The organism is Serratia sp. BNK-12 (assembly GCF_047456085.1).
GTDB classification, from domain to species: domain Bacteria; phylum Pseudomonadota; class Gammaproteobacteria; order Enterobacterales; family Enterobacteriaceae; genus Serratia; species Serratia liquefaciens.
In genome coordinates this window covers 3,202,818-3,215,252 of the sequence record NZ_CP179896.1, presented here as the reverse complement: position 1 = coordinate 3,215,252, position 12,435 = coordinate 3,202,818, and the positions used below count along the sequence as shown (strand labels likewise).

General features: G+C 53.2%; 13 protein-coding genes. 2 read left to right on the top strand and 11 right to left on the bottom strand.

What is annotated here, in order from left to right:
* Nucleotides 1-4: 4 nt before the first annotated feature.
* Both ACMGG1_RS14990 and ACMGG1_RS14985 read right to left on the bottom strand, forming a co-directional pair.
* Nucleotides 5-583, bottom strand: coding sequence for a YceI family protein (locus tag ACMGG1_RS14990; RefSeq protein WP_020826320.1), 579 nt, complete (start codon nt 581-583; stop codon nt 5-7).
* Between the two features lie 23 nt (nt 584-606).
* On the bottom strand, nt 607-1,161 hold the full coding sequence (locus ACMGG1_RS14985; RefSeq protein ID WP_130015532.1) for a cytochrome b: 555 nt from the start codon (nt 1,159-1,161) through the stop codon (nt 607-609).
* Between the two features lie 426 nt (nt 1,162-1,587).
* Here ACMGG1_RS14985 and ACMGG1_RS14980 point away from each other — a divergent pair, with 426 nt between their 5' ends.
* The gene (locus ACMGG1_RS14980; RefSeq protein WP_020826322.1) at nt 1,588-2,640 is read left to right on the top strand and encodes an AI-2E family transporter; all 1,053 of its coding nucleotides are present in this window, start codon (nt 1,588-1,590) and stop codon (nt 2,638-2,640) included.
* Here ACMGG1_RS14980 and ACMGG1_RS14975 read toward each other — a convergent pair.
* The 8 genes from ACMGG1_RS14975 to pyrC all read right to left on the bottom strand — a co-directional run bounded on the left by ACMGG1_RS14975 (nt 2,627) and on the right by pyrC (nt 8,205).
* Nucleotides 2,627-3,634 carry a zinc-dependent alcohol dehydrogenase family protein gene (locus ACMGG1_RS14975; protein ID WP_414160827.1) on the bottom strand — a complete coding sequence of 336 codons (1,008 nt, stop codon included), beginning with the start codon at nt 3,632-3,634 and terminating at the stop codon, nt 2,627-2,629. The two genes, ACMGG1_RS14980 and ACMGG1_RS14975, sit on opposite strands and share 14 nt — an antisense overlap.
* Nucleotides 3,609-3,725, bottom strand: coding sequence for a DUF2770 family protein (locus ACMGG1_RS14970; protein WP_012006315.1), 117 nt, complete (start codon nt 3,723-3,725; stop codon nt 3,609-3,611). Before ACMGG1_RS14970 ends, ACMGG1_RS14975 begins: the two co-directional genes overlap by 26 nt.
* A 133-nt stretch (nt 3,726-3,858) precedes the next feature.
* Nucleotides 3,859-4,485: a LuxR C-terminal-related transcriptional regulator gene (locus ACMGG1_RS14965; protein ID WP_020826324.1), complete on the bottom strand. Its 627-nt coding sequence runs from the start codon at nt 4,483-4,485 to the stop codon at nt 3,859-3,861.
* A 225-nt stretch (nt 4,486-4,710) separates the two neighbouring features.
* Nucleotides 4,711-5,826, bottom strand: a complete 1,116-nt coding sequence (gene solA / locus ACMGG1_RS14960; RefSeq protein ID WP_122078584.1) for an N-methyl-L-tryptophan oxidase — start codon at nt 5,824-5,826, stop codon at nt 4,711-4,713.
* A 143-nt stretch (nt 5,827-5,969) separates the two neighbouring features.
* Entirely contained in the window at nt 5,970-6,224 is a 255-nt protein-coding gene (gene bssS / locus ACMGG1_RS14955; RefSeq protein ID WP_020826326.1) for a biofilm formation regulator BssS, read from the bottom strand.
* A 199-nt stretch (nt 6,225-6,423) separates the two neighbouring features.
* Entirely contained in the window at nt 6,424-6,702 is a 279-nt protein-coding gene (locus tag ACMGG1_RS14950) for a hypothetical protein (protein ID WP_020826327.1), read from the bottom strand.
* Between the two features lie 136 nt (nt 6,703-6,838).
* Nucleotides 6,839-7,078: a DNA damage-inducible protein I gene (gene dinI, locus ACMGG1_RS14945; RefSeq protein WP_020826328.1), complete on the bottom strand. Its 240-nt coding sequence runs from the start codon at nt 7,076-7,078 to the stop codon at nt 6,839-6,841.
* Between the two features lie 80 nt (nt 7,079-7,158).
* Nucleotides 7,159-8,205: a dihydroorotase gene (gene pyrC, locus ACMGG1_RS14940; protein WP_122078586.1), complete on the bottom strand. Its 1,047-nt coding sequence runs from the start codon at nt 8,203-8,205 to the stop codon at nt 7,159-7,161.
* Between the two features lie 225 nt (nt 8,206-8,430).
* Between pyrC and ACMGG1_RS14935 the strand changes: the two genes are divergently transcribed.
* Nucleotides 8,431-8,718 (top strand): putative quinol monooxygenase, encoded by a 288-nt coding sequence (locus ACMGG1_RS14935; protein ID WP_020826330.1) that lies wholly within the window; start codon nt 8,431-8,433, stop codon nt 8,716-8,718.
* Between the two features lie 60 nt (nt 8,719-8,778).
* Here the strand turns inward: ACMGG1_RS14935 and rne are convergent, their stop codons facing one another.
* The gene (gene rne / locus ACMGG1_RS14930) at nt 8,779-12,201 is read right to left on the bottom strand and encodes a ribonuclease E (protein ID WP_414160826.1); all 3,423 of its coding nucleotides are present in this window, start codon (nt 12,199-12,201) and stop codon (nt 8,779-8,781) included.
* Between the last annotated feature and the right edge of the window lie 234 nt (nt 12,202-12,435).

The window sequence follows — 12,435 nt, the reverse complement described above, 5'->3', positions numbered from 1 at the left end:
TGCATTACTTCGCGCGAACGCCTTCCACGGAAATAATCAGTTCAACGTCTTGAGACGCCGGGCCGAGATCGGTAGTGATGCCGAAGTCTTTAAGCTTGATTTTACCGTTGGCTTCGAAGCCGGCACGGTAGCCGCCCCAAGGGTCATTGCCTTGACCGATCAGTTTAGCGTCCAGCGTTACCGGTTTGGTCACGCCGTTCAGCGTCAGGTTACCGACAACCGCATAACCTTCACCGTTCTTTTTCACTTCGGTAGATTCAAACTTGGCTTGTTTGTTCTTTTCGACGTTCAGGAATTCTGCGCTGCGCAGGTGTTTGTCGCGCTCAGCGTGGTTGGTGTCGACGCTGGCGGTGTTGATGGTGACGCTAACCTTGTCCTTGGACGGATCTTTTTCGTCGAAGGTGAAGCCGCCGTCAAAGTCCTTAAAGGTGCCGTACAGCCAGCTGTAGCCCAGGTGCTGGATGCGGAATTCGATAAAGGCGTGCTGGCCCTGTTTGTCAATTTTGTAGTCGGCAGCCAGCGCGGAACCAGCGCTCAGCAGCAGGGCACCTGCGGTCAAGCCCAGTACGGTTTTCTTCAACATAGCAATCTCCATAAGTCCAAAGGTTAATCGGCGCTGCTACCCAGCATCCGTTTCAAAGTAACATCACGATCAACGAAGTGATGTTTAAGCGCAGCCAGACCGTGCAGTACTGACAGCACCACGACGGCCCAAGCCAGGTAAAGATGAATGGTACCGGCGGTATCGGCCTGCTCCGCCATGCCTGTGGCGGTCGCAGGGATATCGAACCAGCCGAATACGCTGATTGGTTGACCGTCGGCGGTCGAAATCAGGTAGCCGCTAATCAGGATACTGAACAGCACCACATACAGCGCCAGATGGGCCAGAATCGCACTGACGCGCGTAAAACGACCGTAGCTGGCCAGCGGTTTGGGCGGCGGCGAAACAAAACGCCAGATCACCCGGACCACCATCACGATGAACAGCAGCGTGCCGATACTTTTATGAATTTCCGGTGCCTGGTGATACCAGACATCGTAATAGCCCAACGTGACCATCCATAGGCCCAGGGCGAACATGCCGTACACCGTCAGCGCAACCAACCAGTGGATCAACACTGAAATATGACCAAAGCGGTTGGCGGTATTTTTCCAAAGCATGGTGTTTCCCTACTTTCAACATTTTCTGGCTGCAATAATTAAACTTTAAGAAACATAAAATCAATAATAAATTTAACTATGTTACTTCTTTAAAATATTAATCAGTGAATTTGGCTGAGATAGCGTCAGGTTAATCAGTGAAATCGTTGAAGGTAATAATTGTGATTGTGTATTGTTGGATTGTTATTGATTGAAAAATAATGGTTTTATTTATTATTGTCAGCTTTTGTCATTTTACGTAAATAGCGTGGATTGTTCTGGCTAATAAATCGCTAGTCAAGTTTGTCGATTATTTCCAGTCAATGTTCTGCAAAAGTGGGACGTTTATTCATACAGCAATACCTCTGCGGCAGGACAACAGAGTTTGCTAACATAAGACATATCGGATGGCCCGCAGGGTCACACCATTAACACAAAGGAAATGTCATGGGCCGAACCCTGTTGACCGATCGAAGCCTGCGTCTGGCTATCTTGCTGGCAATGTTGGTCATTATTCTCGCCGGCGTCAAAGCGGCTGCGGATATCGTGGTGCCATTCTTACTGGCGGTGTTTCTCGCTATGGTACTGAATCCGCTGGTAACGCAGCTAGAACGCTGGCGTATACCGCGCGTGCTCGGTGTGACTTTACTGGTGGTGCTGGTCGTGGTGGCGTTGATGTTGTTCATCGGCATATTGGGCGCATCGCTGAACGAATTTGCCCGTTCGCTCCCCCAGTACCGCGGCATGATGATGGAAAAACTGAGTGAGCTGCAGCATTACGCCGATCGCCTCAACATCACCATATCCCCCGAAGCGATGCTGCAGTATGTTGACCCCAGCTCGGCGATGAATTTGATCACCCGCCTGTTAAGTCGTTTCTCGGGGGCCATGACCAATATTTTCCTGCTGCTGATGACCGTGGTATTTATGCTGTTTGAAGTGCAGCTGTTGCCTTACAAACTGCAGCAGGCGCTGGATAAACCTAGCGAAGGCATCGCCAATATTCGGCGTGCGTTAGACGGCGTCACGCGTTATCTGGTGATCAAAACGGCGATCAGTCTGGCAACCGGCGTCATCGTCTGGGGATTTTTGGCTGCGGTCGACGTGCGCTTTGCCTTTATTTGGGGGCTGCTGGCGTTTTTGCTGAATTATATTCCCAACATCGGCTCGGTGATCGCCGCGGTTCCGCCACTGATCCAGGCGTTGCTGTTTAACGGCTTTGGTGATGCGCTGGTGGTAGCCGCAGGTTTTATCGCGATCAATCTGGTGATTGGCAATATGCTGGAGCCGCGCGTCATGGGGCGAGGACTTGGGTTATCGACGCTGGTGGTTTTCCTGTCGTTGATCTTCTGGGGCTGGCTGATGGGGCCGGTAGGGATGTTACTGTCGGTGCCGCTGACCATTATTACCCGCATTGCCCTGGAGACCACCGAAGGGGGACATAAATTGGCGGTTATTCTCGGCGATGGTCAGCCAGGCAAACCGGTTACTCCGGAGTAAAGAAGACTTTCCCCTGGGTTTTGCTGTCGGCGGCGTGTTGCAGTGCCAGTTTATAATGCCGCAACGGATAAATAGCCGCCGGACTTTGCAACACCAATTGGCCGCGTCTCACCAGATTGAACAGCTGTTGGAATGCCGCCTGCCACTGCACCGCAGTTGCCTGTGTGTTCCATTTGCGCAGGTGAAACAGGGAAGTGCGAAGCCGGAGTTGGCGAGAAATATACTGCCAGTCCACCTGCCGGTTGCCGAGCAACCCCAGGGCGACAAAATCGCCGGTCACGCTGACCGAAAATGCCAGATGCAAGCCATCTTCACCGCCGACGCAGTCGATCGCGGCACGCGCCGCATGGCCCGTGAGCTGTTGCAAACGATATTGTTGCAGTAATTGTCCTTCTACAACCCGCCAGGCACCGGCATTCAGCAGCGCCTGGCGATGGGTGGGATTACGCACCACAACCACCAATCTGATACCGCGCAAAGCCGCCAACTGGCAAAACAGCAGGCCGATCGCCGAACCGCCGCCGTTAATCATCAGGATGTCCCCCGCGTTTAGCTGCAACCATTGTGTCAGTAATACCCAGCAGGTCAGTGGATTAATGTAGATTTGTGCCGCAGTGGCGTCGTCGATGTCGTCCGGTACCCAAATGGCTTTGGCGCTATCGATCGTGACAAAGCTTTGCCAACTGCCATTGCCCATGACGGTGAGCGCGCGCCTGTCGGTAGGTTGACCGCGAGGATCAACCGCGACCCCAACCCCTTCGTAGCCAGGAACCTGAGGCAGGGGAGTACGGTGTGCATACTGTCCATAGATGGGAATCAAATCGGATGGATTTATTGGTGCGTAGCGCATCTGCACTAGCAGTTGATTGGGCTGCAGTGCAGGAATGACGGCATCTTCAAGGGCAATCACCTGTTCCGGTGAACCGAATCGGCTAAAGCGCAAACGGGGAAAAGTCTGCGGCATGGGGTTAAGGCATAAAGAAGAAATAGACATCCAGCGCCAACAGCACTAGCCACAGGCAGATATACAGCACAAGATGTTCGCGGACGTTGTTGACGATCGCCGACAGTATTTTGTTTAGCATTCTCAGCAGCCAAAAGATAAGGACGGGCTGATTATAGTATTTTTGCAGCCAGCGTTAATACTGCCGAGAAGGTAAAGTCGGGTATCAGGGGGAATCTTCGTGTGAAAACAGCCTGCTTTGCAGCAGGCTTCGGTTATACCGCCATCAACGAAGGTGACATAGCGCTGACGGGAACGCTCGGCGGATAAAAATAGCGCAGCACGTTATACAGCGAATAAAATTCTAGCCGATTACGGGCGTTGATTTTCTCTGTGATGTGGCGTTTGTGCACATAAACGGTGTGCGAGCTGATTTGCAGCTTTTTTGCGATGCGGTAATTGGGCATTTCCGCCATCCAGTGTTTCATCACCGTCAGCTCCTGCGGGCTGAACAGAGAGTGTTCCACGCTGCAATCCATCAGTGAGACCGGCTTTTCCCGCATCATGCGCAGGGTGACGGGTAATGTGGCTTTGTTGAACAGGAAAGCGTGGTCAGCGATGCGCATCGGTGTTTCGCTGTATGGGTACGGCGTGTCCAGATAAATAAACAACAGCGCGGATGGGGTGGCCTCGATAAAAGCCTGCAATTGAGCATCATCCTCACTGTAACGACAGTGTTTGGTAAGGTTGACCAGGATATGGCTTGGGCGGTAGTGATCCAGCAGCGGAGTTGCTTGTTCCAGGCTGTGGCAACATTTTACCTGGCTGAAAACATTGTCCGTAAAATAGTTATCGATACCGACCCGGGTGAAGCAGCATTCGTCCACGACAAGCAGTTTCATGGTGACGTCCTTGTTGAGCGAGAAATTACCAGGGGCATATCAGCTGTAAAATAGAACTTACACCACGGGGGATCAATTCGGAAATCCGGATACTTGCGCCAGAAATTTCCGTTGAAATATTATTCCCACTATATTTCAAATTGATACGCTAAATTCAGTGTGTAACTGCGGGGCATAACCGCCTCCGAACGTGTTGACGGGGGCGGTTGTGTCCATTGAGGAGGGTTATTTAAAGCGTTTGAGCGTAAAGGCAGAGATATCTATCGGTAAGGTTTTGTCCTCGGCAAACAGGGCGGCAATCTCGCCTAGCACGCTGGCAAATTTGAAGCCGTGGCCGCTCAGGCCGCTGATAACCATCAAGCGATCGCAGTCCGGCAGGGTATCAATAATGAAATCTTCATCCGGACTCATATCATAGCTGCATGCTTCACCGTGTAAACATACCCCTACACCCGGCAAGAATTGACGAAGGAAGTGGAAAACCTCGGTTCCGTCACTGGTGAAACTGCCAAAGGGCTTGCGCTGATCCGGCGTTTCCATCGGTTGCCCGCCATCGTGCTTGCCGATTTTCAGCCCGTCGTTATCGGCAGGGAAGCCGTAATAATGGCTGCCGTCTTGCGCTTCGACGGTGAACGCCGGGAAACGGTTGTTTATGCTGTAGCGGCCGTCGGCCTGATGCCAGGAAAATACTTTGCGCAGCGGCGAAATCGGCAATTGCGGCAGCAAAGCCTTGACCCAGGTACCGGTGGTGACCACGGCCTTACGGCCCTGAAAGCGACCTTCGGAGGTGACCACTTCGACACCGCCCTCGACAGGTTGCACCCCCGTGACCGGACAATTGAACAGCTGGCTGCAACCGGCTTCTTTGGCAAGCTTGATCAGGCTGGCAACCGCCTTTTCAGAACGCAGGAACCCGGCATCAGGTTCAAACACGCCGACGTAACCTTCCGGTGCATTGAATTCCGGCCAGCGTTGGTTAATCTGTTCTGCGCTCAGAAATTGTGTGTTAAGGCGGAATTTCTTCGCGCTGTTTTGCGCATTGTGGATGAATTCAGACTGCTCTGGACCCATATTCAGCACGCCGCAGTCCTGAAACAGTTCTTCGCCGGTTTGTTTTATCAACGCATTCCATAAGGCCTGGGCGCGGAGAATGAGCGGGACATATTTTTCGCCTTCGCCATAGGCATGGCGGATGATGCGGGTGTCACCGTGGTGGCTGCCGTTACGGTGTGGAGGCATGGCGCTGTCTATCATTAACACTTTCAAGCCGGCTCGAGTCGCATAGTAGCCTGCCGCCGCACCTACCGAACCGCTGCCCACAACAATTAAGTCATATTCCACGTGCCGTAACCTCTCTGTTATACGTTTCTTATTTCGTTATGATAAAAGGTTGAGCGCCGCAATGCACCCGTTGCGCTGCCTGTCGGCAAAGAAAAAGGCGCCAGAGAAAATCGCTGGCGCCTTAGGTTTTTTGGTGCGGTGAATTAGTGTTTTCTACGATCAAGGTCCTGGTAATCCGTTGCTTCAATCTTGGCGATGCCGGCTTCTAAGATATTGATTAATTGACGTGCGACATCTGTGGTGAGCCAAAGCGTTCTGTCTACTTGGGCGTCTTCGGGCGTCTGGTCTAGTGAAGACAGGTAATGAAGGCGTATCATCATGGCGTCATAAACGTCGACAGTACTGATATCCCAACCAACAAGCGGGTGCGTCTGAATTACTTCATCATTTCTGTCCATAAAGACCCCTTATTGAGTAGTAACTACCGTGAGTGACTAACGAGGATCAATGCGGCCCATCATCATGTGGGCCTTTACAGTATACGCATCTGATTTCGCGGGTGGAGCTTTTCCCTGCTTATTTTGTAAAATAAATATTTATTTGAGTGATTATTCTGCAGCACGCCATGAGAATACATACAGCATGGGGACGTCGCCGTCATTCAACAGCAGGAGGGGGCGGGGCGGCATGTAACCGTTTTTCCAGTTCTGCGGCCAGATGGGCAAAGTGATTCTGCGTTTCCGCATCACGATTTTGATTCTGCGATTCCAGCTTCAGGCTGTGAATCAATAGTTGATTGGCTTTGTCATCCAAACCAAAGGCCAGGTAGGAAAATGCCACTTCAAGTACGCTCAGCCGGCGTTTTTGATCGGCAATCAGCGCCAGCAGTTCGCCAAAGGTCATCGTTTCTTCGGTTTTAACCTTGTCCGGGGCCATGTCAAAGATCTCCTGTTAAAGCATTCAGTACAGACCAGATAAGGCTTTTCTTCCAGCAGAAATTTAACCGCGCGTTGCCAGGCTTCAAATACAAAAAAGCCGGAGAGCGACCCCCGGCAAAAACTACCTTGCAGTATTATTCTGCGCTAAACCAATCGTCGGCACTTTCCCAGGTTTCCTGGAGAATTTCCTCGATCAGGTCTTTATCTGTTTTCAGGCCGCCCAGTACTGAGAGCCCGTTGGAACCGGCATAACGCACCTGAACCACGGCATCTGGAAATTGGCGGTTTACCCGTTTGCCCAGCTCGCCGGTCAGCGCTTCAATGGCGCCTGCCGGTAGCGGTTTGGTTTTATCTATAGTGACTTCAACACGCATAATTGCCCCCGAAGCGATTTACTGGATATTTATACAGTTAACCGCGCGTGGGGGCAATAGGCTGCGTTAAAAAAAGAAGATTATGCTTTCACTGACCACTTCAGCGTCTCTCCGGCAAGGAAGGGCACCACCGTTTCGCTGCCCATGGCGATCTCTTCTGCTTGAGTGGTTGGCACGCGCTGCAGTTCGATGAAGTCGGCATTCACCGGCAGACCATAGAAGCCTGGCCCGTTCAGGGAACAGAAAGCTTCCAGGTGCTCTAATGCGCCCAGTTCTTCGAACACGCTGGCATAGGCCGGAATAGCGTTAGGCGCGTTGAATACGCCTGCACAACCGCAGCTCGATTCCTTACGGTGTTTGGCATGAGGGGCGGAGTCGGTACCGAGGAAGAAACGCTCCGAACCGCTGGCAACGGCTTTGCGCAGCGCATCCTGGTGAATATTACGCTTGAGGATCGGCAGGCAGAACAGGTGCGGACGAATGCCCCCCACCAGCATGTGGTTACGGTTAAACATCAGATGCTGCGGGGTGATAGTCGCGCCAAGGAATCGATTGCCTTCTTGCACGTACTGCGCCGCTTCTTTAGTAGTGATGTGCTCGAAGACAATTTTCAACTCCGGGAACTGGCGACGAATCGGCTCCATAACCTGTTCAATAAAGCGAGCCTCGCGATCGAAAATATCGACGGCGGCATCGGTCACTTCACCGTGAATCAGCAGTGGCATGCCGATTTTTTGCATTTGCTCAAACAGCGGGTAGATGGCCTTCACATCGCTGACGCCATGGCTGGAGTTGGTCGTGGCATTGGCAGGGTAGAGCTTAGCCGCAGTGAAAACGCCTTGCTCAAACCCATTAACCAGTTCTGCCGCGGCCAGTGAATTGGTCAGGTAGCAGGTCATCAGTGGGGTAAAGTTGTGCCCCTGAGGGACGGCTGCCTGAATGCGATCGCGATACGCTCGGGCGGCCTCTACGGTAGTAATTGGCGGAGCCAGGTTGGGCATCACAATCGCCCGGCCAAATACCTGACTGGTATAGGGCAAAACCGTTTTCAGCATATCGTCGTCACGCAAATGGATATGCCAGTCGTCAGGGCGGCGGATTTTCAGGGCTTGAGGCTGTGCGGTCATGTTACAAGGCTCCGGCGGTTAGATTCGGGTCTAAGTAAAAGCGAATAATGGGGCTTATTCACGCCGGGGCATAAGGATAAGCGGAAAGTGCCTGCGATGCATCTGTTTGTTCACGGCAAGTTGAAATCAATTGGTTATCGGGTGCATAGTGACAAGGATTCTAATGATCCCCGAGCCAAAACTTTCGGGTTATCAACATTAATCACATTGGAATGGGAGAATAAAATGGAAGTGCGAGTTATTGCCACCCTGCAGGCTAAACCCGAGTTTGTTTCGGCCGTCAGCGATGCGGTGCATGAGATTATCGATCCAAGCCGCCAGGAATTGGGCAACCTGCAATATGACCTGCACCGCGATCTCGAGAAGCCAGGAACTTTCGTGTTCTTTGAACGCTGGGCAAGCGCGGAGGCGCTGGAGAAACACAACGCCACCGAGCATTTTAAGCGGTTTGTCGCCAGCATTGACGGCAAGCTGGATTTGCTGGATATCAAACAATTGAAAAAAATTGCCTGAGTTTATTTCGGCAATAAAAAACCCGCCTGATGGCGGGTTTTTTTATCGAAGCAGATTACCTTATTCGTTAACCGGCTGCGGTTTGGTTGCCGGTGCGGTAGCTTGATTTACCGCCGCATGGCCACCGGCTGAGCCTTTACCTTCGAAGGCGAAGGAAGGACGCTGCCAATCGCTGTGTTGCTGCTGCTCAGGCACATAGTCCGGAGCAGGGGCCTTGGTCATTGGCGCCGTAGCGATATGCTTGTACAGCGTACCAGCCTGTACCGGTGCGGGTTGCTGTTGCACTGCCGGCGCTTGTTTTTCAACAACGGCCGGAGCTACAGTTTCCTGAACCGGGGCAGTTTCAACGACAGGTGCAGCCGGCTCGGTGACGACTTCTGCCACGGTTGCCGTTTCTTCCACCACCAAGACTGGTGTTGCTTCTGCCACTGGGGTTTCTTCAACCTCAGGAGCAGTTTCAACCGCTGGTGCCGCTTCAACGGCTGGGGTTTCTTCGGCCACAACGGCTGCTTCAACCACTGCAGTTTCTTCAACTGCTGGTGTTTCAGCTGCTACCGGAGTGTCTTCAGCCTGAGCAGCGATGATTGGCTCGGCGGTTTCAACAACCGGTTGGGCTTCTTCAACAACTGTTTCAACCGTATCTGCCACAGCTTCCTGCTGGTTAACCGGTGCGGTTTCCTGCTCTGCGACCGCGGCAACCACCGGAGCGGCCACGCTGACGGCTTCTGGTGCCATGACGTTGTCGGCAGCGATTTGGCTAGCTTCAGCCTGAACTTCAGCTTCATCAACCACTTGCGTAGCTTGTGTGACAGGGTAACTCACCCAGACCTTGCCTGACGCCATTTCTGGTGAGGCAAAAGCCCCCGCCAGTGGCATTGGCGACTGAGTTGGGTAACGCTCGTCACGGTAACGACGACGACGCTGACCGCTAACGCGCAGGTGGCGCGGTGAACGACGTGAGCGGCGTGGCATGCCGTTTTCGCCATTAGCGCGGTTGTCACCCTGTGCATCGTCTTCGGCCTGCGCTTCAACGGTTTCCGGCAGCAGTTTAACGCTGTCTTCGGCCTGAGCAGGTTTCGCGTCCTGAGCTTTCGCTACCGGCGTTTTAGGTGCCAGCAGCTCTTCCGCTGCGCGATGCAGCTCTTCTTCCGCGGACAGCACACGAACCTTCTGCGACAGAGGACGACGTTGACGACGCTGCATGTTCTGCATCTGACGTTCTTCGTGATCTTCATCGCTGGCGGTGTTGGCAGTGGCAGCTTCTGTACTTTCCAGTGCGGCCACTTCTTGCTGAGCCTGACGCTTTTCTTCCTGACGACGGCGTTGGCGTTCGGCGCGCTGCTCACGGCGCTGTTGCTGCTCTTCGCGCTGTGCCTTGGCGGCTTCTTCAGACTGTGGCTCATCGGTAACCGTGGCAGTGGTTTGCTGCGCATTGCGACGGTTGCGGCGCTGCTCGTCACGCACTTCACGTGTTTCACGGCCTTCGCGGTTATCGCGCGGTTCGCGATTTTCACGCGGCTCACGATTATCACGATCGCGGTTATCACGGCTTTCACCGCGCTCTTTGCGTTCACCACGTTCTGGACGATCGCTACGTTCACCGCGCTCACCACGGTCTTTACGACCGGTACCCTGGCGACGTTGACCGCGACGATCCTGGCGACGGTTTTCACCGTTGCTTTCGGTCTTAGGCGCTTCAACCACAGGTTTGGCTTCGACAACCGGCTGTTCTTCACCGGCAAACAGCGCTTTCAGACCACCAAACAGACGGCCCAACAGACCAGATTTGGCAGCGGCTGGTGCAGCTTGTTTGGTTGCTGTTGCCGCAACGGCGGGCTGAGTAGCAACGGCTTCTTCAGCCGGTGGTGGTGCATCGGCGGCCAGAGAGAACGAGGCCAGAGCCGGCTGTTCCGGGCGTTTGCGCTCCATCGGCGCATCTTCCAACGGCTGAGCCATCTCTTCTTCGTGCAGTTTCGGCAACAGGTAGCTCAGGGTTGGTGTTTCTTCACCCTTACGTACGCGCAGCACAGAGTAGTGTGGGGTTTGCATCTGATCGTTCGGCACGATGATCGCTTTCACGCCACCCTGACGTTTCTCGATCGCGCTCACCGATTCACGTTTTTCGTTCAACAGGTAAGAAGCCACCTGAACTGGCACGATAGCGTGAACTTCTTTGGTGTTTTCTTTCAGCGCTTCTTCTTCGATCAAACGAAGAATGGACAGCGCCAGAGATTCGTTATCACGGATGGTGCCGGTGCCGTTACAGCGTGGGCAAACGTGATGGCTGGATTCACCCAGTGACGGGCTGAGGCGCTGACGCGACATCTCAAGCAGACCGAAACGGGAAATGCGGCCGATCTGGATACGCGCACGGTCTTGACGCACGGCATCGCGCAGGCGGTTTTCAACTTCACGTTGGTGGCGAACCGGGGTCATATCGATAAAGTCGATAACGATCAGACCGCCGAGGTCACGCAGGCGCAGCTGGCGAGCGATCTCGTCTGCCGCTTCCAGGTTGGTGTTGAACGCGGTTTCTTCGATATCGCCGCCGCGGGTTGCACGCGCGGAGTTGATGTCGATAGCGGTCAGCGCTTCGGTAGAGTCGATAACGATCGAACCGCCGGAAGGCAGGCGAACTTCACGCTGGAAGGCGGATTCGATTTGAGATTCGATTTGGTAGTGGCTGAACAGAGGGATTTCACCGCTGTACAGTTTGATTTTGCTGCTGAAATCCGGACGGCCCAGGGCAGCGATGTGCTCTTTGGCCAGATCGAGAACTTTTGGATTGTCGATCAGGATTTCGCCGATGTCCGGGCGCAGATAGTCGCGGAATGCACGTACGATGACGTTGCTTTCCTGATGGATCAGGAAGGGCGCAGCGCGGCCTTCAGCGGCTTTTTTAATCGCTTCCCAGTGCTTCAGGCGGAAAGAGAGATCCCACTGCAATGCATCGGCCGATTTGCCAACGCCTGCGGTACGAACAATCAGGCCCATGCCATCCGGGAGTTGCAGAGAAGAAAGCGCTTCTTTCAATTCAGTGCGGTCATCACCTTCGATGCGGCGTGAAATACCACCGGCACGTGGGTTGTTCGGCATCAGAACCAAATAACTGCCGGCCAGGCTGATGAAGGTGGTCAAGGCGGCGCCTTTGTTGCCACGTTCTTCTTTATCAACCTGAACGATCACTTCCTGGCCTTCGCGCAGCACATCTTTGATGTTCGGGCGACCATGGGAGGAGTAGTTACTTGGGAAGTATTCGCGAGCGATTTCTTTAAGAGGGAGGAAACCATGTCGTTCGGCGCCGTAATCTACGAACGCTGCTTCAAGACTTGGTTCTATACGAGTGATTTTGCCTTTGTAAATATTCGCTTTTTTCTGTTCATGACCCGGACTTTCAATATCCAAATCATACAGCCGCTGTCCATCTACGAGGGCAACACGCAACTCTTCCTGCTGAGTTGCGTTAATCAACATTCTTTTCATCTTAACTTACTCGTTATTTTTACATTATCGACAAAGCTGCGGGCAAAATAACCTCATGGCCGGATTAAAACCGAAAACCCCGTGTCTTCTCGCAAAGCCGTCAACCTCACGGTTGTCGCCTGCATAGGGGCGCATTATCTCGGTAAGCCTGTATTTCTTTGTGAAAAACAGCACTTTTACTAGGGGAATAGCCTCTGATTTACGTCGACAGATCTGATTCCATTTGCCGGCCAA